The organism is Halomonas sp. GXIMD04776, assembly GCF_049808615.1.
Lineage (GTDB): Bacteria > Pseudomonadota > Gammaproteobacteria > Pseudomonadales > Halomonadaceae > Modicisalibacter.
The window spans coordinates 108,386-131,412 of sequence record NZ_JBNCAN010000008.1; the positions used below are offsets into that span (position 1 = coordinate 108,386).

The window sequence follows — 23,027 nt, forward strand, 5'->3', positions numbered from 1 at the left end:
CCTGGCAGACGGTTACGAATGGGCTTTACACCAGATTAGCGTCTACTAGCACTTGCCGCATCTCCTGGGATGCTTGGGGCGCGGCGGCACGGAACAGGCGATAGAAATTGACCGTGGTCTGCATCGCCACTTCGTCGAGGCTGATGCCGCGCTCCCGGGCGATACAGTCGGCCACCTCCACTACCCATTGTGGCTCATTGGGTTTACCGCGGTGCGGCACCGGCGCCAGGTAGGGGCTATCGGTCTCGATCAACAAACGATCCAGCGGAATCATTCGGGCCAGCTCGCGAATCGCCTGCGCATTGCGAAACGTCACGATTCCCGACAGCGATATGAAAAAGCCATGGGCCACGGCCTGACGTGCCATATCGAGATCCTCGGTGAAGCAATGCAATACCCCACCAATGGCCGGGTCGGCATGCTCGCGGATCAGTTCGAGAGTCTCTTCCTTGGCGTCTCGCGTATGCACGATCACTGGCAGCTCGAGCTCGGTGGCGGCTTGCAGATGCCGTTTGAAACGCTCGAACTGTACCTCGCGGCTAACAGCATCGTAGTGATAATCGAGCCCCGTTTCGCCGATGGCCACTACATCGAAGCGCTCGGCGCAGGCCTTGATCGTGTCGACATCCGGCTCGGAATCGACGCTGTGCAGAGGATGCACGCCGGCGGAAATGACGACATCGTCGTGGCGTCGCGCGATGTTGGCCAGCTCTTCAACGTCCTCGAGAGTAACGGCGATAGCCAGAAACTGACTCACGTCCCTAGCTCGAGCAAGGTCCAGGGCCGCATCGAGATCTCCCGAATACGCCGCGAGATCAAGGCGATCGAGATGACAATGGGAATCGACGAACATTGACAAACACTCAGTCGGTGAAATGAAAGCGCTATACTCAGTGACTTATAGGGTGTAGGTGGGAGAGTCACTGTTCAGCTTCCCGGCCAACAGGCTCTCGATGCGATCCCGCACCGCCTGATCGTCGTTGCCGAAATGAATACCCACACCCGGTATGCGGCGTCCCCCCACGCCAGGCGGAGACATCCACACCACATGGCCCGTTACGGGAAGCCGCTCGCTCTCTCCAGGCAGGGTCAGCAGCAGAAAGATCTCTTGACCAAGCGTATAACGCTCCTTGGTGGGAACGAAGAGTCCGCCTCGCTCAAGCATCGGCATATACGCCGAAAGTAACGTCTGCGTATCCTTGATAGTCAAGGACAGCGCCTTTTTTCCAGCCATCTTCAGCCTCTTAGCGACAGTGTTTCAGGAGCGCAGGAGCGCCGACCATCGGACCAGCCAGGCTTCGAGCACCAACTGGGGGTTGGGATTGCCTCCCGCTACCAGCAAACGGCGCTGCTCTTGCGCGTAGTCGAGCAAGCGAAACCAGTCTCGAACCCGTGCATTCTTGACGGCTTGCCGATAAAGCGGCAGAAGATCGAGATTGCGTACGCGCTCGATGTCTCCCGACAAGCCAAGACGAATCAGGTCCTCGAGCCAGGTGATACCGTACCACAGGATGCGATCGACGGCCTGACGCTCCAGACGCGCCGCCTCGGCGACCGGCTCGCCACCACGGATCAGCGCATCGAACAGCTCCTGCAACTCCTGGCGCAACCCGCGGGACTCGGTACTGGCCAGCTCTTTAGCAAGTAACGGCAATCCGCCCGAAACCCTTAGCCAGAATTCAGCGTCATCGCCCTCTCCCAACGCTTCTTGCAACCAAGGCAGACATGCCGACTCCTCTGGCACCCCCAGCGCCCAGTGCTGACACCGGGAACGGATGGTCGCCAGCATACGCGAGGGTACATCCGCCAGCAGAATGAACAGCGTGCTCTCGCCGGGCTCTTCAAGACTCTTGAGCAGCGCATTGGCAGCGGCAACGTTCATGGCCTCCGCCGGCTGCAGAACGATGACACGATAGCCGCCCTGCTGCGCGGTCTGGGCGACGAAGTGATTGACCTCACGAATCGGATCGATGCGTATCTGACGGCTCTTCTCCGCAGGAGAGACTCGCAGCAGATTTGGATGGTACCCCGCCTTCAGCATGTGGCAACCATGACATTCACCACAGGCCGTATCGCTTGAGGTTCGACACAGCGTACGTGCCAGCAAGGCTTCAGCCAGTTCCTGCTTGCCTACCCCGTGAGGACCGGAAAGCAGCAGAGCGTGCGGTAGACGCCCCGTGTCCTGCAGAGCCGTCAGGCGTTTCCATAGCCGTTGCTGCCAAGGCAGGGGCTGCATCAGCATGACGCCCACCAGGACTGCAGGGCATTCTTGATATATTGCTGAACGTCTTGCAGCGGCTGGGCCGCATCGATGATCACAAAACGTTCTGGATCGGCCTCTGCGCGCTTGAGATAGGCCTCGCGAACGGCGGTAAAGAAGTCCGCCCGCTCCTGTTCGAAGCGATCGCGTTCATTGCCCCGCGTGTTGACGCGTTGCTGCGCGGCGCTGACCGGCATGTCCAGCAGCAACGTCAAATCCGGTTGAAGGCCGCGCTGAACCAGCGTTTCGAGCGTGGCGATACGAGCACTATCAATACCGCGCCCGCCCCCTTGATAGGCAAAGGTGGCGTCGGTGAAACGATCACACACGACCCAGGCACCGCGTGCCAGGGCCGGCCGAATGAGTTGCTCGAGATGCTGGGCCCGGGCGGCGAAGATCAGCAACAGTTCAGCATCGACACCCAGAGGTTCCTGCTCGACCGGATCCAGCAGAAGCCGTCGAATGGCTTCGCTACGCGCCGTGCCACCCGGTTCACGGGTACGTACAACCTCGAGCCCCCGCTTTTCCAGAACCTCGCAGACTAGACCAAGGTTGGTGCTCTTTCCGACGCCCTCTCCTCCCTCGAGGGTGATGAAGCGTCCATGGCTTGGCGCATGTCTGTCATCCTGCATGGCGTGTCGAACTCATCGGTTGAGGATATAGCGACGTACCGCCGCATTGTGCTCTTTCAGGCTACGCGAAAAGTGATGGGTGCCATCGCCCTTCGCGACGAAGTAGAGGGTATCACCTTCAGCGGGATCGACCGCAGCTTCCAGGGCAGCACGACCAGGCATGGCAATCGGCGTCGGAGGTAAACCCGCAATCACATAGGTGTTGTAGGGCGTGGAACGTCGTAGATCCGCCCGCGTGATATTGCCATCGTAATCCTCTCCCAAACCGTAGATCACGGTGGGATCAGTCTGCAGGCGCATGCCCTTTTGCAGACGACGCTTGAATACCCCACCTATCTCGCGACGCTCACCGTCGGCGCCGGTCTCGCGTTCGATCAATGAGGCCATGATCAACGCCTCGTAGGGCGAGTCCAACGGCAGATCCTCGCGACGCGCCTTCCAAGCCGCATCCAACTCCGACACCATGCGCTCGTAGGCCTGGCGCAATATGTCGAGATCGCTACTGCCCTTGTGATACCGATAGGTATCCGGAAAGAAACGCCCTTCCGGATGCTGATCCGGGTGCCCCAGCTCAGCCATGACCTCGGCGTCGCTCATCTGTTCGGTGCGCTGGGTCAGTTTGGGCGCGGAGGCTAATAGCTCACGCATCTGATCGAACGTCCATCCTTCGGGGATCGTCAGCGGATAGGTCACGACCTTATCGCTGCCCAGCAGAGCGATGGCTTCCTGGGCGCTCATACCAGGCTCGAGCATGAATTCACCGGCCCGCAGCTGAGGCACGCTATCCGGTGACAGCTTGGCCAGCAAGCGCAGCGACCAATCCTCGGCAAGAATATCGTGTTCCGCGAGATCGCTGACCACGCGGTTAAAGCTCGCGCCTCGCGGTACTTCATAGAGGGTGGATTCATCAATGGTAATGGGTGCGGCCAAGCGCGATTGCCAATAGGTGAAGCCTGCGAAGGCCAACGCTGCCCCTACCACGACGATGACCAGCAACACCTTAAGCACGCGCATGATAAAACCTTCTTCTTAAGCTGTACGCGGATAACCCAACAGCCCGTGGGCCGCCGATTGCAAAGTGCGATGGGCGTCACTCAACGTCCATTGCATGATGATGGTGCCGGTCGAGTCTTCAAGCTGTGTTACCGGCCACAGACCCTGGACCGAGTTGCCGAGCCATAGTGCATCGACGGCATACAAGGTCTCGACGGGAGAAGACACTTCTTCGATCGATTGGCTCGCGAGCAGCGCCGCACGCAACGTGCCGGCCACTCCGCAGCGATCAAGACACGGTGTCTCGAGGCGTCCGTCGCGCAACCAGAACAGGTTCATGCAGGTGCCTTCCACCAGAGCGCCGTCACTATCACACAGCAGCCCCTCGACAATGCCTTCGTCACACCATTCCTGACGGGCGAGCACGTTTTCCAGGCGATTGAGATGTTTGAGTCCGGCCAGGTGTGGCTGTAGCCCGAGTCGCAGCTCGCATAACCGCACCCGAACCCCCTCTTGCCAACGCTCACCTTGCGGGGCAAAGGATGACAGCTGCCAATACAGCCGCGGCTCGGGTGACGCGGGAGGGCAATACCCTCGCCCACCGCTACCGCGAGTGAGAATGATCTTCAGTAGCCATAGTCCCGGCTCGGCCCTGGCCGGTAGCGCATCGAGAGTCTCACGGGTGGGCATGGGGATGCCCAGACGTTCACAGCCCCGAGCCAGGCGCTCGAGATGCTCAGGCCACAATAGTGGTTCGCCGTCCCGGATCAGGACGGTCTCGAACAGACCGTCCCCATAGGCGAAACCGCGATCATCGATTGGGACTGTTTCATCACCCATGTTCATCATTCATGAATCAGAGACGACCGAAGATCAACGACCCATTGGTACCGCCAAACCCGAAAGAGTTGGACAGGGCATACTCGAGGGTCATCTGTCGCGCGGTATGCGGTACGTAATCGAGTACGCAGCCTTCCTGCGGGTTGTCCAGGTTGATGGTCGGTGGCGCAACCTGATCGCGCAATGCCAGGATACTGAAAATGGCTTCGACAGCGCCGGCCGCCCCCAGCAGATGACCGATCATCGACTTGGTCGAACTGACCGCCACTGAGTCGGCCGCCGAGCCCATGACCTCCTGGATGGCGTAGCTTTCTGCCAGATCGCCGGTCTGAGTGGAGGTACCGTGGGCATTGATATAGCCGATTTGCGAAGGATCGATCTCGGCATCGCGAATGGCGTTTCGCATCGCCATCGCTGCACCACGACCATCCTCGGGAGGTGCGGTCATGTGGTGAGCGTCATCGCTCATGCCGAATCCCTTGATTTCGGCATAGATGGGAGCCCCCCGCTCTTTGGCGTGCTCGTACTCCTCAAGGACCAACACACCCGCGCCATCGGAGAGCACGAAGCCATCCCGGTCCCGGTCCCAGGGGCGGCTCGCCGCTTCCGGGTCATCGTTGCGTGTGGACAGCGCCCGAGCCGCGGAAAAGCCCCCCAGCCCCAGGGGCGTCGTCGCCATCTCGGAGCCACCGCAAATCATCACATCCGCATCGCCATAGGCGATGGTGCGTGCGCCGTAACCAATATTATGGGTGCCGGTAGTGCACGCCGTGGTAATGGCAATATTGGGACCACGGAAGCCGTGTTGAATCGCCAGATTGCCGGCGATCATGTTGATGATCGAACCAGGCACGAAGAAGGGTGAGATACGCCGTGCACCGCCCTTGTGCAGGGCATTGTGATTATGCTCGATCATCGGCAAACCACCGATGCCAGACCCGATAGCCACTCCAATACGATGGGCGTTGTGTTCATTGCATTCGAGGCCCGCGTCGGCGATCGCCTGACCGCCGGCGGCAATGCCGTATTGAATGAACAAGTCCATCTTGCGTGCATCCTTGGGATTCAGATAAGGACTGATATCGAAATCCTTGACTGATCCACCGAAGCGCGTATTGAAGCCACTGGTATCGAAATGCTCGAGGGGGGCGATACCGCTTCTGCCTGACAGAATGCTGTCCCAGCTTTCCTTGACGGTGTTTCCGACCGGTGTCACCAGACCCAGTCCGGTCACCACGACCCTTCTACGAGGCATCAGCTTTCCTCCAGACGTCCAAAATCGTGCGCACGTGCATGTCACATCGCTGTGGCGCGCATTATACCCGAAGCGAAGCGGCTGTGGGTCAATGCCATCCAAAACAAAAGCCGCTCTGTTTCCAGAACGGCTTTCGCAAATACAAGCGACTGGTAATGCATTTACGCCATCTTATTGATGAGAAACGACGTAATCGATCGCTTCCTGCACGGTCGTGATCTTCTCGGCTTCCTCGTCGGGGATTTCGGTGTCGAATTCCTCTTCAAGCGCCATCACCAGTTCGACAGTATCCAGGGAATCGGCACCGAGGTCTTCGGTAAAGGAAGACGTGTTCTGGATATCATCTTCCTTGACGTTCAGGCGCTCTGCCACGACTTTCTTTACACGTTCTTCGATGGTGCTCATTACGTTGCTACTCCTAATGGTACATATCCGCCGGCAAAAACTGCCGGGTAGTTTATAGACGGCCTCTGATCGACGCAACCGAGGCGCTATCCGACAGCCTAACGCATATTCATGCCACCGTTGACTTGCAACGTCTCTCCGGTGATGTAGCCCGCTGCGTCACTGGTCAGAAAACCCACAGCGGCTGCGATTTCCTCAGGTTTACCTAGTCGAGCCAGCGGTATCTGACCCAATAATGACGCTTGCTGATCCTGCGGCAGTTTTTCGGTCATGTCCGTTGCAATGAACCCCGGCGCCACCGCATTGACGGTAATGTTGCGGGACGCCACCTCACGAGCCAGTGCCCGAGTGAAACCTTCCATGCCGGCCTTGGCGGCCGCGTAGTTGGACTGGCCAAGATTTCCCATTGACGCAACGACCGAGCTGATACTGACGATACGCCCGAAGCGTGCTTTAGTCATGCCGCGAATACAAGCCTTGGTGACACGATAAACGGACTTGAGATTGGTATCGAGCACCGCGTCCCATTCATCTTCTTTCATGCGCATCAATAGATTGTCACGAGTGATGCCAGCATTGTTGACCAACAGAGTAGGTGCGCCGAAACGCTCACTGATCGCCGCAATCAACGCATCGACACTGGCTTGATCGGTGACATCGAGCATCTGGCCTGCCCCCTCGATGCCCCGATCCTTGAGATCGGCATCGATGTGGCTGGCGCCCTGTTCGCTGGTCGCGGTACCGATTACCACATGCCCCTGGCGACCGAGTTCGTGAGCGATGGCGCGGCCAATACCGCGGCTGGCACCGGTAATCAGTGCAATTCTGGGTTCGCTTGTCGTCATGGCGTTTCCCGAAGTGAGTCGTTGGTATTATTGATCGATATTGCCGTGGGCCAGTTCGAGCGCCGCAGCAAGACTGTCGGGGTCGTTGGCGGACAACCCCTTGGCGTTTCGCGCAATACGCTTGTTGAGTCCCGTGAGCACCTTGCCTGGACCACATTCGATGAAGGTCTGCGCACCCTGTCCCTGCATGGCCTCGACACATTCTGTCCAGCGCACTGGACGATAGAGCTGCTCGACGAGGCGAGTTCGCAGTGTCTCGACGTCCTTGGGAGCGCTGGCATCGACATTCTGGAATACTTTATAGCGCGGCGGCTTGATTTCAATAGTCTCCATCGCTGCGGCCAGGCGTTCCGCCGCGGGTTCCATCAATGCACAATGCGAGGGAACCGATACTGGCAACGGGATGGCGCGTTTGGCTCCAGCTTCCTGACAGGACGTGATGGCACGCTCGACGGCAGCCTTGCCCCCGGCGATGACGATCTGTCCCGGTGCATTGTAGTTGACCGGGGCAACCACCTCACCCTGAGCGGCATCGCGACAAGCAAGTTCCACTGCCGCATCATCGAGTCCGAGGATGGCCGCCATGGCGCCCTCACCCGCCGGTACTGCCGCTTGCATGGCGTCACCACGCAGCTTGACTAGACGCACCCCCTCGGCAAAGCTCATCGCACCGGCACATACCAGCGCACTGTATTCGCCCAGACTGTGACCCGCCATGGCAACCGGCCGCGGGCCTTCCAACTCTTGCCAGACACGCCAGATGGCAATGCTCGAGGTGAGAAGTGCGGGCTGGGTGCAGGCAGTGGCGTTGAGCGCCTCCTCGGGCCCCTCCTGCACCACCTGCCAGAGATTATAGCCAAGTGCGTCCGCAGCCTCTTCGAAGGTCGTGCGCACCACACTATAACGTTCCGCCAGCTCTCGCAGCATGCCTACATGCTGGGAGCCCTGTCCCGGAAACACCAAGGCCAGGGATTGGGTCATGACATTCACCTTTCAGGGATTAGAATCATCGGTTCTCGAACGCGATACGCCGTCAAGACAGCAGGAAACGTCCGTCTCTTTCGCTAGAGTAGCCCGCTGGCCCAGTTCTCGCTCAAGATGCATCGGCAGATTGATACGCACCTCCTGCATTGCCCGGAATATGGCATACGTAAAACCCAACGCGCTGGCACGCCCATGACTCTTGACGACGATGCCCGACAATCCCAGCAAACTAGCACCATTGTAGCGTACCGGATCGAGCTGGCGACGCAGACGCTGCAGTGCCGGTCGTGCCAGCAAGCCCACCAGGCGACTCCCCCAATGGGCATGGAAAGTAGCCTGCATCCGCCCAATCAGCATGTGCGCCAAGCCTTCGCTTGCCTTGAGCACGATATTGCCGACGAAACCATCACAGACCACTACATCCGCCTCACCACTGAACAAGCCATCGCCCTCGACGAACCCCACGTAGTGGATGCCGGGCAACTCTCTGAGCATCGTATCGGCAGCACGAACACTGGCCGTTCCCTTGGTTGCCTCTACCCCGACATTAAGCAGGGCTACCCGGGGATGCGGCAAGCCATCTACGCGGCGCGCCATGACATCGCCCATCAAGGCGAATTCCACCAGCCTCGAAGCGGATGCCTCGATATTGGCGCCCATGTCGAGCATGTAACAGCGCCCACCGTTTCGAGTGGGTATTGCCGTGCTTATCGCCGGGCGCGGTATGCCGGCTACAGTGCCCAGCGCGCGTCTCGACAAGGCCATGAGCGCGGCAGTGTTACCCGCACTCACCCCCGCGTCCGCCCGACCCGACGCCACGTCATCGAGCATCATCGCCAGGCTGCTGGTGCGTGGTGCGCGCAGAGCACGAGTGAGTTTCATGTCTTGAGAGACGATATCCGGCGCATGAACCATACTTAACCGCGCCTTCGCTGCCTGCAGGGACTTGGGCAAGCGCGACAATTCATCTCGTAGCACTTCCTGCGGACCATACAGACATACCTGAAGCTCAGAATGGGCGATCAGAGCCTCGCTCGTACCGTGAACAGTAGCGCGGGGACCGAGGTCCCCGCCCATGGCATCGATAGCGATCTTCACGCTCGACTCCGAAACGTCGCCCGTGGCAATAGTGCTTAGACGTCGATGACCTTGCGGCCGCGATAGAACCCATCCGACGCAATATGATGACGACGATGAGTAGTACCGGTTTCCTTATCCTGGGACAGTGTGGGCGCAGAGAGTGCGTCGTGACTACGGCGCATGCCACGCTTGGAACGAGTTTTACGGTTCTGTTGAACTGCCATGAGAGATCACTCCAGAGTGTATCGGTATCGAATCAATGTTTTTTCTTCAAGGCACGAAGCACCTCGAAGGGGCTAGCAGCGGGCCGCTCCGACGACTCGGGCAAGGTGCCGCTACTCAGCTGATCCGGCGAAACGGCACAATCCGTTTCGTCGTGATAGACCACCTGCGGCAGACTGAGGATCAATTCATCCTCCAGCATCAACTGCAGATTGAGCTGTTCGTTTTCCACCACCACCGGCTCGTAGGCGGCCGGCAGGTTCGCCGCCATCGCATCATCGCTCACCATTCCCAACAGGAAATGACTATCGATGACGACCGGCATGGACTCAAGGCAGCGCTTACAGGCTAGGTCCAGCGTCGTCTTCACCCATCCTTCGATGAGACGGCGTCCTTGGGCATCCTGGGCGAACTCAAGACACACCTGGGCATCGCCCTGCTGCTCCCCTGCCTCTTCCCGCAAACGCACCATCTCCTCGAGAGACACTGCGCCTTCGAGATGCTCGCCGCTGGCGGCCAAACGGTACGGTTCGACCTGTAAAGGAAGTCTTGTGGTTGACATAAGCGCGCAATGATAGGGATTCCCCCCAGGCGTGTCAAAGCGGCTGTGGGATAAGCCTATACAAGTGCCACGCCGACACGGCAAACTGCGTCGAGTACGACCATGAACGCCCGGGAGCGACAGGATGAGTAAACAGTCACGTTTGATTCTTGCCTCTGGATCACGCTGGCGCAGACAGCTTCTCGAGCGGCTCGGCATTCCCTTTACCTGGGCCAGCCCCGACATCGACGAAACGCGCAAGTCCGAGGAGTCGCCTGCTGCACTGGTGCATCGCCTGGCGCTAGGCAAGGCCTTGCGTCTGGCAGATGATTATCCTAGCCACCTGATCATCGGCTCGGATCAGGTGGCAGTATTCGAGGATGATATCCTGGGCAAGCCTGGCGACGCAGCTACCGCCCAGGCCACGCTGGCGCGCTTCTCGGGTCAGAGGGTGCGTTTTCTCACCGGTCTGGCCCTGATCGATACCGCACGGGATTGGCAGCGCGTCTGCCATGAACGCTATGACGTCGTGTTTCGCGACTTGAGCAGCACCGAAATCGAACGTTATGTCGAGCGCGAGCAGCCCTTCGACAGTGCGGGCAGCTTTCGCATGGAGGGCCTGGGCATCACGCTTTTCGAACGCCTTGAAGGCGATGACCCCAATACCCTCATCGGCCTGCCCTTGATTCGTCTTTGCGCCCTGCTACGTGAAGCGGGGCTGGATCCATTGATCGATTCATCGCGCGATCAGGGCAGCTCATAGCGAAGTGGCGAGGCTGTCTGGGGCACACCCAGCCACTCGGCGGCAACGCGACCGAACTGACGCGACAGGCGCTCAAAAGGATCCAGCGCCGGCGTGTAATCGCGGGTGCGGGCTTCTCCCAAGCGCTCCCGCGCCAGTTGATCGAGACTCTTCAAACCATCGATGAGCCCGAGCTCGGTGGCCTGTTCGCCGGTCCATATCAACCCCGAGAACAACTTGGGATCGTCGCCCAGACGTTCGCCACGCCCAGTCTTGACGTCGTCGATGAACTGCTGATGAGTCGTTTCCAGCACCTGCTGCCAGAACTGGCGCTGATCCGGGGCGATATCACTGAACGGGTCGAGAAACGCCTTGTTCTCGCCGGCAGTGAACACACGGCGCTCGATACCCAGGCGCTCGATGGCCCCCTGCAAGCCAAAGCCGGAATAGATGACACCAATGGAGCCCACCAGGCTTGCCGGAGCGGCATAAATATCATCCGCGCCTGCCGCGACATAATAGGCGCCGCTGGCGCCGATATCCTCGATGACGGCCAGAATCGGTTTGTCCCCGGTCTGACGTAGACGACGAATCTCGTCGAATATGCGCTGGGACTGCACCGGACTCCCCCCGGGACTATTGATCTGCAGCACCACGGCCTGGGTCTCGTCATTCTCCCAGGCGCGCTGCAGACCCTTGTTGATACGCTCGGCACTCGCCTCGCTCTCGCCATCGATCACACCCTCGACCCGGACCACCCCAAGATGAGGACCGATCGGCGACGGCGTCATGCCGGCAAAGAACAGGCTATAAAGGCTGGTGGCCAGCAGGCTCAGGATCAGCACCGCAAACAAGAAGCGAAAGAATAGCTTCCAGCGCCGGGAACGACGCTGTTCGACGAGCACGCCCCCAATCCAGCGATCCATCATCTCCAATTGCGCCAGGCGCTGGCGTTCGCGTAGCGTATCGGCATCTTCGTTTCGTGCCTGCACTTCGGCCTCTTCACTAGCTGCGCGACGGCGGGGGTCGTCGCGGTCTAATTCGGGGCCGTCGGTCCACTCATCGTAGCGCTTGTCGTCACTCATGGTTCAATCTCATCAAGTCAATCAATCGTGTAGCCAGTCGACCAGTTCAGGAAAAGCGCTGGCAGTAAAAACAGGCTCGCTCACGGCCAGACGATCGGGAGCGTGCACCCCATAGGTGACCGCCAATCGATCCATGCCCAGGGCACGCGCCATTTCCATGTCATATTCGGTATCGCCCACCATCAGGGCTTCTTGAACGCCAACGCCGGTTTCGATCAGCAACTCCTCGAGCATCCGAGGATGCGGCTTGGACAGGGTTTCGTCCGCGGTGCGGCTAGCGTGGAACCAGTGGCCGCTACCCGTGGATTCGAATGCTCGATCAAGTCCACGCCGACTCTTGCCGGTGGCCACCGCCAGGCGAATGGTCTGATTGTCGCGTAAGCGCCGAATCCCTGCCTCGACCCCGGCAAAGAACGGCATCGGCGCCTGATCGGCATTGACAAAGTGATGGCTGTAGCGCACCCGCAACGCCTCGGCTTGACCGGCGGGCATACCCGGGCACATGCGCTCGATCGCCTCGGGAAGCCCCAGACCGATGATGTCACGCACACTGTCGGCACCAAGCGGTCCCCAGCCCACATCCAACGCCGCCGCTTGCATGCAGGTAACGATCCGCGTCTCCGAATCCATCAGCGTACCGTCCCAATCAAAGATCACCAATCGGTAGCGCATTCTTTCTCCATATCACTTAAAAAAGGTCAACTCATATCAACCGCGCGCTCGGGCCAGCACGCCCTCCAGTGTCGATCCCAACGGCGCCTTGATATGCACCGCCCGCCCACTGGTGGGCTCAGGAAACGTCAAGGCCGCCGCATGCAGAAATAGCCGCTCGAGCCCCAACCTCATCGCCAGATGCTGCCCTTCCCGGCTACCGTACTTGTCGTCACCAAGGAGCGAATGGCCGGCATGAGCGGCATGCACGCGGATCTGATGGGTACGCCCGGTGATCGGCTCGACCTCTACCAGGGTGGCGTTGACGAAGGTCTCGCGCACCGCAAAGCGGGTCCGGGAGACCTTGCCCTGGGGGTCGACTCTCACGCGGCGCTCACCATTGCCCGCATCGAAACGGTCGAGCCGAGCGCTGACATAATCACGCCTCGCCGGCCAGCGCCCCTGAACGAGGGCCAGGTATTGCTTGTCCATCTGGCGCTGCTTGAGCGCCGTGTTGAGAGTCAACAACGCCGAGCGTGACTTGGCCAGCAGCAGACATCCCGAGGTATCGCGATCCAGACGGTGAACCAGTTCGAGGAAATCGAGATCCTCGCGCACCTGGCGCAGTGCCTCGATCAGACCGATCTTGACCCCACTGCCGCCATGAACGGCCAATCCCGATGGCTTGTTGATCACAAGCCAATCGGGACCTTCTACCAGCACGCTGCCGGCTAGCAGATTGCGCAGATTGTCGCTGACGTCCCGCACCGCAACCTCGGGCGCCAGACGCAGCGGTGGAATACGCACAAGATCGCCGGACTCCAGCCGATAATCGACCTTGACCCGCTTCTTGTTCACGCGCACTTCGCCCTTGCGCAGGATACGATAGACCAATGCCTTGGGCGCACCCTTGAGACGCGTGCGCAAGAAGTTGTCGATGCGTTGTCCGGCCTGGGCTTCGCCAATTTCAACCCACTGCACCTCGCGACCCTCGGCCATTTTCTCTCCTCACGCCAGTCCGGCAAAACCAGCATCTTACCTCAGCACGCGCTCTTTCGGGCCAATTGCCGTCAAGAGGCTTAACTGTTATATTCCAGCTTACTCTGATAAGTAAAACCGACTTGTCACAACGCCTGCACGACATACACGTAGGCTAGAGTCACGATTACGGCGAACAGGGCTTGGGCCCTGCCGCCAAAGCAGCAACGATGTTACGCCACGCCCGAGTCCCGGACCGACCCTGATGCAGGGCTGTCACGACACGACGGGAGTTACCAATACCGTGCCGGAGGCCGGCGTCGGCGAACCGAACAAATGCCAGGTGTCTGGCGGTGACTGCAGGGCCGGACGGGGAATTTTGAATGACATCCCGCCGTAACATGTCTTGCCGCCGTCGCGTACTCAACATGATCTTGTAGCACTCTTCTCCTGACGAGTGTTGATTGTATTTTCACGACATGAGATGAGCACAACACAACGCACGAAGCGGTTCGTCGTCGTCGACATAGGGAATCGCTGACACAATCGACGCGTGGGTGAAACCGTCTTCGATCAACGTGAAGAACCTGGGTTCATCCACCAGACATTTAAGCAGCGTCTCCTCGAGGGCCGCCATCCGGCGCGCCTTTAATAGCGAGACAACATGAAACGAATGCTCATCAATGCGACCCAGCCTGAAGAGTTGCGCGTCGCGTTAGTCGATGGACAGCGCCTTTACGATCTGGATATCGAGTCCGGCGCCCGCGAACAGAAAAAAGCCAATATCTATCGTGGCAAGATCACCCGGGTAGAACCCTCCCTTGAAGCCGCCTTCGTCGATTTCGGCGCCGAGCGTCATGGCTTCCTGCCATTGAAAGAGATTTCCCGCGAGTATTTTTCCAAGGAGCCCTCCGGTCGCCCCAATATCAAGGAAGTGATCAAGGAAGGTCAGGAAGTCATCGTCCAGGTCGATAAGGAAGAACGGGGTAATAAAGGCGCCGCCCTGACCACTTTCGTCAGTCTTGCCGGACGCTTTTTGGTGCTGATGCCCAACAACCCCCGGGCCGGCGGTATCTCACGGCGCATCGAAGGCGATGAACGTGCCCAGCTCAAGGACGCCATGAGTCAGCTCACTCTACCCAACGAGATGGGCGTGATCGTGCGCACCGCCGGTATCGGCCGCAGCACCGAAGAACTGCAATGGGACCTGGATTATCTCGCCCAGGTCTGGGAGGCGATCACTGCGGAAGCGACCAAGCGGTCTGCCCCGTTTCTGATCTATCGCGAATCCAATGTCATCATCCGCGCCATGCGCGACTACTTGCGCCATGACATCGGCGAAGTATTGGTCGACAGCCCCGAGGTACACCAGGAAGCCCTGGGATTCATCCGTCAGGTGATGCCTTCCTACCAACAGAAGATCAAACTCTACGCCGATGACGTGCCGCTGTTCTCGCGGTTCCAGATCGAGAGCCAGATCGAGACCGCCTACCAGCGTGAGGTCAAGCTGCCTTCCGGTGGCTCGGTGGTGATCGATCATACCGAGGCACTGGTGTCCATCGACATCAACTCTGCCCGCGCCACCCGGGGCAGCGACATCGAAGAAACCGCGCTGCAGACCAATCTCGAAGCGGCGGACGAGATCACTCGACAACTGCGCCTGCGCGATATCGGTGGCCTGGTGGTCATCGACTTCATCGACATGTCGCCAGCCCGCAATCAGCGCGAAGTCGAGAACCGTATGCGCGATGCGCTCAAGATCGATCGTGCTCGGGTACAAATCGGGCGCATCTCGCGCTTCGGCCTGATGGAGATGTCACGTCAGCGTCTTCGCCCTTCCCTGGGGGAAACCAGTGGCGTGGTCTGCCCGCGCTGCGACGGCCAGGGCACCATTCGCGACGTGCGTTCGATCTCGCTTTCCATCATGCGTCTCATCGAAGAAGAAGCGATGAAAGAGCGTAGCGCGCAGATTCGCGCCATTCTACCGGTACCGGTGGCGACCTATCTGCTCAACGAGAAGCGCTCCATCCTCGCGGATATCGAGCAGCGCCAGGATGTCCGCGTGGTATTGTTGCCCAGCCCCGAAATGTCGACGCCGCACTACGACGTTCAGCGCCTGCGTGATGATCATCTGGGAGAAGATGACGAAGCCAAGTCCAGCTTCGAACTCGCGACGGATACCGAGGTGGGCAAAGAGCCTGATCCCTCCTTCGAGAAGCCGATCCAACGTACCGAGGCGGCGGTCAAAAGTGTCGCTCACACGACACCGGCACCGGACTCACTGCAACGCCAGAAAGAGCCCGCTTCTGCCCCGAGTGCCGTGAATGCCGCGGCCTCTTCTTCCGGGCTGCTGGGCCGTCTTGTCAAAGGCTTCAACAAGCTGATCGGCGGCGCTGAAGAGACCACGTCATCCCCAGGCTCAACCAATCCCGCGCGCTCATCCCAGGACAATCGTCGCTCATCGGCTCGTACAAACGATCAAGAGCAGCGTAACGAGCGCTCCAATCGCAATACGAATCAGCGTCGCCGCCGCGATGCAAGCGATGACGATCAGCGCGGCGAACGCAAAGCCTCTCGTGGCGACCGTCAGGAAGCCGATAATCGGACCACGCGCGATAACCGCTCCGCCAAGCAGGAAGACAAATCCTCACAGCGCAGCAAGGCACGCCAGGATGACAACACGGCGGGCGGCGGCGCGCAGAAATCGGACAAGAGTGAAAAGCCCGAGAGCAAGCCTCGCCGCGACAATCGCAAGGGTCGCGACGATCAGCGCGATAGCAAATCTCAGGCCCAGCCCGAAAAGAACGGCGACAAGAACGTCGAAAAGGCGACCGAGCAGAAAAAAGCCAAGGATGAGAACAAGGTTGACGATGGCACGCCCAAGCGTACCCGCAACAACCCGCGCCAGCGCAGTCGCAAGCATGCGCTGAATCCTCAGGCCGTAGCCGAGCAGGAGCGTCTGCAGCGCGAAGCAAGTGCGGATGGCGTTTCTGCGCCATCAACCAGCGTTGCGGAAGACACTTCTCAATCGGTGGCCGCCGCAGCCGATGGCAGCCACAGTGCCACAGAGGCTGAACCGGCCCGCCAGGCAAGCTCTGAATCCAGCGACCCCAAGGTTGCTCCCACCGCAGAGCGCGCCGCCTTTGCTCGGAAGCAGCACGGTCCGGGCGATGCCGACAACATCGGCGGGGCATCATCGGCCACCACCACCGAGACATTGAATTCGGGCGACAGCGCTCCGCAGGATCAGCAAACGGCACCGGATACCGCTGACACGGCACCTGATGCAAACGTGGCGATTCCCGTTGATTCAGCACGGCCGGATGAGAATGAGAGTTCCAAAGCCGGCAACAAACGTCGATCGTCCAGAGCCAAACCGGCGCACGCCAAGGCGAACAACGCTGTAGTCCCTCAGTCAAGTGAGTCCGCTGGGACACCCGTTGCATCTGGTGAAACGCCCGACGATGAAGCACGACGCCCCGCAACCGCCGAGACGAACGTGACATCCAGCGATCTTCAAAACGATCACCAGATGGCCCAGGCCAGCGACACCCGCGAACCGATCGTGGAAAGGTCCCAAGCCCCTTCCGACAATACAGCGGATATCGCAGCATCCAAGCCGTCCAGCGAAAGCACCCAAGACGAGGCCGCCTCCGGAAAAGCCGACGCCGGGAATAGCGCCACGACGCAGCATCAAGAACCGTCGTCAAGCCAAGAGGAAACCAGGGCGCAGGAGAACGATCCGGCAGCGGCCTCTACCGCAGTAGATACAACATCTTCAATGGATGCAAAGCCGAAGGATGCCCCGACAGCTGAAGTATCCGGCCCGTCGACGCCGAGTGACGATCGATCCGTCCGTCGCCGTCGTGCCCATAACGATCCGCGGGAAAAACGCCGCAATCAGCAAGGCCAGGCGAAGGATGGCAGCTGAGGCCTGAGAGTATCGCGCCCTACTCTAGAGCGCGGTATCGCCATGTCGGATCGCACAGGAGAGTGCCCGAGAATCTCGATTCTCGGGCACTTTCTTGCCATTTCCATCAATCCCAGGTCAGCTGGCGGCGATTAAGAAAGGTCGTCAGAGCACGAATCAAATGACCGGCGTCCTTGCTACCCGCAGTTTCGCGGATTGAGTGCATGGCCCATTGCGCAACCCCTACGTCCAGCGTCGGCACGCCAAGCTCCGTGGCGGTGATGGGGCCGATAGTGCTACCACATCCCATGTCGGCGCGGGTGACGAAGGTCTGTACCGGTACCTCGGCGTCACGACATACGTCGCGAAATAACGCGGCGGTGACGCTATTGGTGGCATAGCGCTGATTGGCATTGACCTTGATCACGGGACCACCGTTGAGCGAAGGACCGTGGGCGGCGTCATGCTTGTCGCTGAAATTGGGATGCAAGGCATGGGCGTTATCGCAGGAAATCATGCAGGAGGATTGAATCAGACGACTCCACTCCTGCTCACTGCTGTCCCCCAACTGCTCGACGACACGTCGCAGGACATCCAGCAAAAAGGGTCCCTGAGCGCCACTGGTGCTGGCGCTACCGACCTCTTCATGATCGTTGGCCACCAGCACGGCACCCTGGGTTCCATCGCTTTCCAGCAAGGCTTCCATGCCGATGAAACAGGACAGCAGATTGTCGAGTCGAGCGCTGGCGATCAGGTCGGCGTTGACCCCGACCACCGCCGGCGGCTGAGTGTCGTAAAAGCAGAGTTCGAAACTGAGAATATCCGCCTGCTTCAGCTCGTGCTGTTCTTCTAGCCATGTCCTGAGCAGAGTCTCGAACGCCTCGGACTTACCGCTTCCCTGGCATAGCACCGGCGCCATCTGGGTCTGCGGATTGATGGGACGCCCATTGTTGACGTCGCGATCCAGATGAATAGCCAGGCTGGGTACCATGGCGACGGCATGCTTCGTATCGAGCAACAGACTTTGCAATCGACCATCGCCATGACGGACATGCACGCGACCGGCCAGGGCCAGATCGCGGTCGAACCAGGGAGCCAATAGTGCGCCGCCATAGACCTCGACACCCAGTTGCAACCAGTCTCCGGCATTGAGCGCCGCGTTGGGTTTGAGTCGCAGTCCTGGGCTATCGGTATGAGCGCCTATCATGCGCAGTGCCGAGAGCGGATCATGGGGTAGCTGTAACGCAATGAGTGAAGAATCGTTACGCGTCACCACGACCCGCTCGCCTGCTTTCAACTCCCAGGCTTGCGTCTCGTGCAGGCGACGAAACCCCGCCTGTTCAAGCCGCTCCAACATGTTCTGCGTGGCATGCCAGGGCGTGGGCGAATGCTCTAGAAACCGCAGAAGTCGTTTGACGATTGGGTCAAGGGACATGCTAATCCTTATCAAGAGTCTATTTATCACGTAACAGGCTGCTACAATGGCTCCCGGCGTACATAGGAGCCACCCTGCAATCCTTGGACCAAGTACGAAACCGATGACTGAAAGCGGAACTCTGGTCGCCTGACGTGTCTCTTTATAGAGATCGCGCGCTCGAGCGGCCACATGCTTTTCACCCTTTTCGCGCCTTTTACGCCTTTCACAACAAAGGACCAAGGAATTTAGTTTACATGAAACCTGGAGTGCTTCATCAATGAGCCTGATTGCAGCTACTCGGTGCTGCGCCACAGTCATCTCGCTGCTGGTCGCGTTGAGCGCCTCGGCCCTTGCCGAGCCGAGCCCTACGGATTCCCAACGTCAGGCCGCCACCGAGGTTGCCGAATCGCTGCGCTATGGCCACTATGCCGATATCACCCTGGACGATGCCTGGTCGGAGCGAGCTTTCACCCAGTTGCTGAATGTACTGGATTCCCAGCGTGCCTACCTTTTGCAGCGTGACATCGACGCTTTCGAGGATTTACGTACCACCCTCGATGACGCTCTTTTCGAGGGCCGACTCGAGCGGGTCTACGAATTCTACGGTCGGTACCAGGATCGTCTCGAAGCACGCCTCGAATGGCTGATTGCCAGGATCGATGAAGGGCTCGACTTCGATTATTCGAGCAATGAACGCCTGGTCATCGAGCGCGACGACGCGGCCTGGGAAAGGACCCCCAAAGCACTGGATGCGCTATGGCTAAGGCGCCTGAAGAACGCGGCCCTCTCTCTCGCGCTGAGTGATCAGAGTCCTCAGGAAATACAGGAAACGCTGCGCGAACGCTATGCCGGACAGCTGTCGCGCCTGCGCCAGACAAACGCCGAAGATGTCTTTGGCTTGTTCATGGCCGGGGTCACCAGCACGGCCGATCCGCATACCGAGTATCTCTCTCCACGCCAAGGGGAGTCCTTCGATATTCAGATGAAGCTCTCGCTGGAGGGCATCGGTGCCTTGCTGCAATCGGAGGGGGAATACGTCAAGGTCTCGAGTCTTGTCGCCGGTGGGCCGGCGGACAAGAGTGGCGTGCTGCAACCCGCGGATCGTATCGTCGGCGTAGGCCAGGGCGAAGAAGGCGAGATGACCAATGTCGTGGGCATGCGCCTGGACGAAGTGGTCGATCTGATCCGAGGGCCCAAGGGCTCCACGGTGCGTCTGGACGTCATTCCGGCCAAGGCGGTGGATGTGACCCGCTCCCGGGTCGTCAAGATCGTGCGTGACACGGTCAAACTCGAGGACCAGGCGGCCCACAGCGAAGTCATCACCCTGGAGCGCGAGGGCAAGGAGCAACGCATCGGCGTCATCGAGATACCTACCTTCTATGTCGATTTCGATGCCTGGCAGGCCGGTGAGCAGGATTATCGGAGTACGACCCGCGATGTAGCCAAAGAGATCGAGAAGCTCAAGGCCAAAGGCGTGGAGGGTATCGTGCTGGATCTGCGCAACGACGGTGGCGGTGCCTTGCAGGAAGCCAATTCGCTGATTGGCTTGTTCATCGATCGTGGCCCCACGGTTCAAGTGCGTGACGCCCAGGGCCGTATAAGCCTGTATGGCGACACCGACAGCGGCAGTGTTTACGAGGGCCCGTTGGCGGTACTCGTCAATCGGCTTTCCGCCTCGGCATCCGAGATCGTGGCCGGGGCTATCCAGGATTACGGACGCGGCCTGGTGCTTGGCAATCGCACCTTCGGCAAGGGCACCGTACAAACGCTCAACGATCTGAATCATGGCCAGATCAAACTGACCCGCGCCAAGTTTTATCGCATCTCCGGGGAGAGCACACAGCATCGTGGCGTCTACCCCGACCTGGAATTTCCCAATCTGGTCGATCCGGAGTTGATCGGCGAAAGCACCCTCGATAATGCGCTGCCCTGGGATACGGTACGTCCGGTGCAGTATCGGCAGTACGGTACTCCCGACCAGTACCTCCCTGTCCTCAAGAAAAAGCATGAGCAGCGCATCGGCAAGGACGCCAACTTCATTTATCTCGAGCGCCAAGCGGCGCTGACCAAGCAGTTGCGAGAACAGCAGACCACCATCAGCCTCAACCGGGAACAGCGTAAGCGCGAGATGCAAGCTCAGGAGCTCGAGCAACTGGCACTGGAGAACCAGCGTCGCCGCGCCTTGGGTCTCGAACCTCTCGAGGACTGGACCGACGACACGGATGAGGAAACGCCGGACAAGGAGGAGGATGAGCCCATCGACCGCGCTCAGGTCGTGGAAGCGGGGCAAATCCTGCTCGACTATGCTTTGTTGACCCAGGACGATTGAGTGTAACGACTCGCCCGCTCCCGCGAGTGGGCGATGCACGCTCCCCGGCTATCATCGATGCTTTCTCGTCCACAGCTCATCGCCATCCTGGCATTATCCTCGCTGCTGGCTTTGCCGGCAGCGGTGACGGCAAAAGAACTGGACTGCCCCGCCTGGACAGCCGAGCAGGCTCGGCAGGCTTTCGAGCAATTGCAGGCGCGGATTGATACCTGGGACGAGGCCTATTACTCCCGCGGTGAGCGTTTGGTTGAAGACGGCGTCTACGACGCCGCTAAACGCCGCCAGGCCCACTGGCGTCAGTGCTTCGATGAGCCCACCGCGCCTGCCTCGCCATCTCCTCACGAGGCCGATGGCCCCCTCGCCCATCCCATCCCTCAGACCGGGCTCGAAAAAGCCGATTCTCGTCAAGCCCTGGCGGCCTGGCTCACAGCACGCCAGCATCAGGCGCTATGGATCCAGCCCAAGGTCGATGGCGTGGCCGTCACTCTCGTCTATGAATCCGGCGTGCTGAGCCGGGCGATCAGCCGCGGCGATGGGGACCACGGCCAGGATTGGACCGCGCAGGCCGGCAAGATTTCAGCCATTCCCAGGCGGCTAAGCAAAGCCCCTCCTCGGGTGATACTCCAGGGCGAGCTCTATCTGCACCGCCCCGATCATGTCCAGGCCCGGGACGGTACCGCCGGTGCCCGAGCGGATGTGATCGGCCTGATGGCCCGCAAGCAATTGAAAAAGGAAGACAGTGAACGTATTGGGCTGTTCGTCTGGGATTGGCCCGATGCACCGGCCGAAGAGGCGTTTTCGAAGCGGCTCGGGCGCCTTGCGGGCTGGGGCTTCGATACCCGGGACTACACCTTTCCGATTAAGGATATCGCTGCCGTGGCCAACTGGCGTCAGCACTGGTACCGGCACGCCCTGCCCTTCGCCACGGATGGCATCGTGGTGCGTCAGGCAGAACGGCCGCCGTCCACTGCTTGGCAAGCCAAGCCCCCGGACTGGGCCATCGCCTGGAAGCATCCTGCCAGTCAGAGCCTGGCCCTGGTCACCGGCATTGATTTCAGCATCGGCCGTACTGGGCGTATCACGCCGGTGGTACGGCTCTCCCCCGTTGAGTTGGACGATCGCATTGTCCGCCGCGTCAGCCTCGGCTCCCTGGACCGCTGGCAAGAACTCGACGTGCGTCCCGGCGACCAGGTCATGATCGAACTGGCAGGACTGACCATTCCCTACCTGACGGAGGTCGTGCTTGCTGCCGAGCCACGGGGCAGCGTCGAGATGCCCAGGCAAGACGATTACCACGCGCTAAGCTGTCTCGAACTCATCGAGAGCTGTCACCAGCAGTTTCTGGCCCGACTGATTTGGCTCTCCGACACCCTGGACATGAAGGGCATCGGTGAAGGCACTTGGCGCAGGCTGATAGAGTCGAGTCAACTGAACACCCTGCTCGACTGGCTCACCTTCGACCAGGACACATTACGCGCCCTCCCGGGCGTGGGAACACGGCGTGCCCAATTATGGCACGCCGCCTTTCAAGCCAGTCGCAGGCAACCCCCAACCCTCTGGCTCAAGGCACTCGGCATGCCGTCAGTCCCGCAACGGGCGCTGTTTGAGAACGACCGTTTCGTGGGCATTGCGGAATTGCAGCAGCGCAGCGAAGCGCAATGGCAAACCTGGTCCGGCATCGGCCCAAGTACCGCGAGCCAACTGATGGCGTTCTTTCATCATGCCGAGATAAATTCCTTGCTGGAGCGCCTGGCACTCGCGCCATGATGCACTTCTGCGTCAGCCCAAAACTACCAGAGCCGAGCAAGACGATATGACCACCCAGCAGTGACTGATCGTTCAGCCATGCAGCCCATCA

General features: G+C 59.8%; 22 protein-coding genes. 4 read left to right on the forward strand and 18 right to left on the reverse strand.

What is annotated here, in order from left to right:
• Positions 1 to 25: 25 nt before the first annotated feature.
• The 13 genes from ACPF7Z_RS07280 to ACPF7Z_RS07340 form a co-directional block, all read right to left on the reverse strand.
• Positions 26 to 853, reverse strand: a complete 828-nt coding sequence (locus ACPF7Z_RS07280) for a TatD family hydrolase (RefSeq protein ID WP_425192601.1) — start codon at positions 851 to 853, stop codon at positions 26 to 28.
• 45 nt (positions 854 to 898) lie between these two features.
• Positions 899 to 1,234: a PilZ domain-containing protein gene (locus ACPF7Z_RS07285; RefSeq protein ID WP_425192602.1), complete on the reverse strand. Its 336-nt coding sequence runs from the start codon at positions 1,232 to 1,234 to the stop codon at positions 899 to 901.
• A gap of 24 nt (positions 1,235 to 1,258) precedes the next feature.
• Positions 1,259 to 2,242: a DNA polymerase III subunit delta' gene (locus tag ACPF7Z_RS07290; protein ID WP_425192603.1), complete on the reverse strand. Its 984-nt coding sequence runs from the start codon at positions 2,240 to 2,242 to the stop codon at positions 1,259 to 1,261.
• A complete protein-coding gene (gene tmk / locus ACPF7Z_RS07295; protein ID WP_425192604.1) occupies positions 2,236 to 2,892 on the reverse strand; it encodes a dTMP kinase in 657 nt (218 codons plus the stop codon). Before tmk ends, ACPF7Z_RS07290 begins: the two co-directional genes overlap by 7 nt.
• 12 nt (positions 2,893 to 2,904) lie before the next feature.
• Entirely contained in the window at positions 2,905 to 3,906 is a 1,002-nt protein-coding gene (gene mltG, locus ACPF7Z_RS07300; protein WP_425192605.1) for an endolytic transglycosylase MltG, read from the reverse strand.
• A gap of 15 nt (positions 3,907 to 3,921) precedes the next feature.
• The gene (gene pabC / locus ACPF7Z_RS07305) at positions 3,922 to 4,725 is read right to left on the reverse strand and encodes an aminodeoxychorismate lyase (RefSeq protein ID WP_425192606.1); all 804 of its coding nucleotides are present in this window, start codon (positions 4,723 to 4,725) and stop codon (positions 3,922 to 3,924) included.
• A gap of 16 nt (positions 4,726 to 4,741) precedes the next feature.
• Positions 4,742 to 5,980 carry a beta-ketoacyl-ACP synthase II gene (gene fabF / locus ACPF7Z_RS07310; RefSeq protein ID WP_425192607.1) on the reverse strand — a complete coding sequence of 413 codons (1,239 nt, stop codon included), beginning with the start codon at positions 5,978 to 5,980 and terminating at the stop codon, positions 4,742 to 4,744.
• Between the two features lie 171 nt (positions 5,981 to 6,151).
• A complete protein-coding gene (gene acpP / locus ACPF7Z_RS07315; protein WP_425192609.1) occupies positions 6,152 to 6,385 on the reverse strand; it encodes an acyl carrier protein in 234 nt (77 codons plus the stop codon).
• Between the two features lie 98 nt (positions 6,386 to 6,483).
• Complete coding sequence (fabG, locus tag ACPF7Z_RS07320) at positions 6,484 to 7,230, reverse strand: 3-oxoacyl-ACP reductase FabG (protein WP_425192610.1); 747 nt, start codon at positions 7,228 to 7,230, stop codon at positions 6,484 to 6,486.
• 27 nt (positions 7,231 to 7,257) lie between these two features.
• The gene (gene fabD / locus ACPF7Z_RS07325; protein ID WP_425192612.1) at positions 7,258 to 8,211 is read right to left on the reverse strand and encodes an ACP S-malonyltransferase; all 954 of its coding nucleotides are present in this window, start codon (positions 8,209 to 8,211) and stop codon (positions 7,258 to 7,260) included.
• Between the two features lie 12 nt (positions 8,212 to 8,223).
• Positions 8,224 to 9,312, reverse strand: a complete 1,089-nt coding sequence (gene plsX / locus ACPF7Z_RS07330; RefSeq protein WP_425192614.1) for a phosphate acyltransferase PlsX — start codon at positions 9,310 to 9,312, stop codon at positions 8,224 to 8,226.
• 35 nt (positions 9,313 to 9,347) lie between these two features.
• Positions 9,348 to 9,518, reverse strand: coding sequence for a 50S ribosomal protein L32 (gene rpmF, locus ACPF7Z_RS07335; protein WP_425192615.1), 171 nt, complete (start codon positions 9,516 to 9,518; stop codon positions 9,348 to 9,350).
• 32 nt (positions 9,519 to 9,550) lie between these two features.
• Positions 9,551 to 10,078 carry a YceD family protein gene (locus tag ACPF7Z_RS07340; RefSeq protein WP_425192616.1) on the reverse strand — a complete coding sequence of 176 codons (528 nt, stop codon included), beginning with the start codon at positions 10,076 to 10,078 and terminating at the stop codon, positions 9,551 to 9,553.
• Between the two features lie 124 nt (positions 10,079 to 10,202).
• Between ACPF7Z_RS07340 and ACPF7Z_RS07345 the strand changes: the two genes are divergently transcribed.
• Positions 10,203 to 10,820 (forward strand): Maf family protein, encoded by a 618-nt coding sequence (locus tag ACPF7Z_RS07345; RefSeq protein WP_425192618.1) that lies wholly within the window; start codon positions 10,203 to 10,205, stop codon positions 10,818 to 10,820.
• Here the strand turns inward: ACPF7Z_RS07345 and sppA are convergent.
• From sppA to ACPF7Z_RS07365, 4 genes are all read right to left on the reverse strand, one after another.
• Complete coding sequence (sppA, locus tag ACPF7Z_RS07350; RefSeq protein WP_425192620.1) at positions 10,805 to 11,884, reverse strand: signal peptide peptidase SppA; 1,080 nt, start codon at positions 11,882 to 11,884, stop codon at positions 10,805 to 10,807. The genes ACPF7Z_RS07345 and sppA overlap by 16 nt on opposite strands.
• A 21-nt stretch (positions 11,885 to 11,905) precedes the next feature.
• Positions 11,906 to 12,556: an HAD-IA family hydrolase gene (locus tag ACPF7Z_RS07355; protein ID WP_425192621.1), complete on the reverse strand. Its 651-nt coding sequence runs from the start codon at positions 12,554 to 12,556 to the stop codon at positions 11,906 to 11,908.
• 36 nt (positions 12,557 to 12,592) lie between these two features.
• A complete protein-coding gene (locus tag ACPF7Z_RS07360; RefSeq protein WP_425192622.1) occupies positions 12,593 to 13,534 on the reverse strand; it encodes an RluA family pseudouridine synthase in 942 nt (313 codons plus the stop codon).
• A 451-nt stretch (positions 13,535 to 13,985) separates the two neighbouring features.
• A complete protein-coding gene (locus tag ACPF7Z_RS07365; RefSeq protein ID WP_425192623.1) occupies positions 13,986 to 14,150 on the reverse strand; it encodes a hypothetical protein in 165 nt (54 codons plus the stop codon).
• A 27-nt stretch (positions 14,151 to 14,177) separates the two neighbouring features.
• Here ACPF7Z_RS07365 and rne point away from each other — a divergent pair, with 27 nt between their 5' ends.
• Positions 14,178 to 17,444: a ribonuclease E gene (gene rne / locus ACPF7Z_RS07370; protein WP_425192624.1), complete on the forward strand. Its 3,267-nt coding sequence runs from the start codon at positions 14,178 to 14,180 to the stop codon at positions 17,442 to 17,444.
• A 106-nt stretch (positions 17,445 to 17,550) separates the two neighbouring features.
• Here the strand turns inward: rne and ACPF7Z_RS07375 are convergent, their stop codons facing one another.
• A complete protein-coding gene (locus ACPF7Z_RS07375) occupies positions 17,551 to 18,858 on the reverse strand; it encodes a M18 family aminopeptidase (protein WP_425192625.1) in 1,308 nt (435 codons plus the stop codon).
• 259 nt (positions 18,859 to 19,117) lie between these two features.
• Between ACPF7Z_RS07375 and ACPF7Z_RS07380 the strand changes: the two genes are divergently transcribed.
• Entirely contained in the window at positions 19,118 to 21,169 is a 2,052-nt protein-coding gene (locus tag ACPF7Z_RS07380; protein ID WP_425192626.1) for a carboxy terminal-processing peptidase, read from the forward strand.
• A gap of 57 nt (positions 21,170 to 21,226) precedes the next feature.
• Positions 21,227 to 22,936 carry an NAD-dependent DNA ligase LigB gene (ligB, locus tag ACPF7Z_RS07385; RefSeq protein ID WP_425192627.1) on the forward strand — a complete coding sequence of 570 codons (1,710 nt, stop codon included), beginning with the start codon at positions 21,227 to 21,229 and terminating at the stop codon, positions 22,934 to 22,936.
• Positions 22,937 to 23,027 lie beyond the last annotated feature (91 nt).

Excerpts from the sequence above, each read along its gene's own strand:
- ACPF7Z_RS07280 (WP_425192601.1), bottom strand. The coding sequence starts at position 853 with ATGTTCGTCGATTCCCATTGTCATCTCGATCGCCTTGATCTCGCGGCG.
- ACPF7Z_RS07285 (WP_425192602.1), bottom strand. The coding sequence starts at position 1,234 with ATGGCTGGAAAAAAGGCGCTGTCCTTGACTATCAAGGATACGCAGACG.
- ACPF7Z_RS07290 (WP_425192603.1), bottom strand. The coding sequence starts at position 2,242 with ATGCTGATGCAGCCCCTGCCTTGGCAGCAACGGCTATGGAAACGCCTG.
- tmk (WP_425192604.1), bottom strand. The coding sequence starts at position 2,892 with ATGCAGGATGACAGACATGCGCCAAGCCATGGACGCTTCATCACCCTC.
- mltG (WP_425192605.1), bottom strand. The coding sequence starts at position 3,906 with ATGCGCGTGCTTAAGGTGTTGCTGGTCATCGTCGTGGTAGGGGCAGCG.
- pabC (WP_425192606.1), bottom strand. The coding sequence starts at position 4,725 with ATGGGTGATGAAACAGTCCCAATCGATGATCGCGGTTTCGCCTATGGG.
- fabF (WP_425192607.1), bottom strand. The coding sequence starts at position 5,980 with ATGCCTCGTAGAAGGGTCGTGGTGACCGGACTGGGTCTGGTGACACCG.
- acpP (WP_425192609.1), bottom strand. The coding sequence starts at position 6,385 with ATGAGCACCATCGAAGAACGTGTAAAGAAAGTCGTGGCAGAGCGCCTG.
- fabG (WP_425192610.1), bottom strand. The coding sequence starts at position 7,230 with ATGACGACAAGCGAACCCAGAATTGCACTGATTACCGGTGCCAGCCGC.
- fabD (WP_425192612.1), bottom strand. The coding sequence starts at position 8,211 with ATGACCCAATCCCTGGCCTTGGTGTTTCCGGGACAGGGCTCCCAGCAT.
- rpmF (WP_425192615.1), bottom strand. The coding sequence starts at position 9,518 with ATGGCAGTTCAACAGAACCGTAAAACTCGTTCCAAGCGTGGCATGCGC.
- ACPF7Z_RS07340 (WP_425192616.1), bottom strand. The coding sequence starts at position 10,078 with ATGTCAACCACAAGACTTCCTTTACAGGTCGAACCGTACCGTTTGGCC.
- ACPF7Z_RS07345 (WP_425192618.1), top strand. The coding sequence starts at position 10,203 with ATGAGTAAACAGTCACGTTTGATTCTTGCCTCTGGATCACGCTGGCGC.
- sppA (WP_425192620.1), bottom strand. The coding sequence starts at position 11,884 with ATGAGTGACGACAAGCGCTACGATGAGTGGACCGACGGCCCCGAATTA.
- ACPF7Z_RS07355 (WP_425192621.1), bottom strand. The coding sequence starts at position 12,556 with ATGCGCTACCGATTGGTGATCTTTGATTGGGACGGTACGCTGATGGAT.
- ACPF7Z_RS07360 (WP_425192622.1), bottom strand. The coding sequence starts at position 13,534 with ATGGCCGAGGGTCGCGAGGTGCAGTGGGTTGAAATTGGCGAAGCCCAG.
- ACPF7Z_RS07365 (WP_425192623.1), bottom strand. The coding sequence starts at position 14,150 with ATGGCGGCCCTCGAGGAGACGCTGCTTAAATGTCTGGTGGATGAACCC.
- rne (WP_425192624.1), top strand. The coding sequence starts at position 14,178 with ATGAAACGAATGCTCATCAATGCGACCCAGCCTGAAGAGTTGCGCGTC.
- ACPF7Z_RS07375 (WP_425192625.1), bottom strand. The coding sequence starts at position 18,858 with ATGTCCCTTGACCCAATCGTCAAACGACTTCTGCGGTTTCTAGAGCAT.
- ACPF7Z_RS07380 (WP_425192626.1), top strand. The coding sequence starts at position 19,118 with ATGAGCCTGATTGCAGCTACTCGGTGCTGCGCCACAGTCATCTCGCTG.
- ligB (WP_425192627.1), top strand. The coding sequence starts at position 21,227 with ATGCTTTCTCGTCCACAGCTCATCGCCATCCTGGCATTATCCTCGCTG.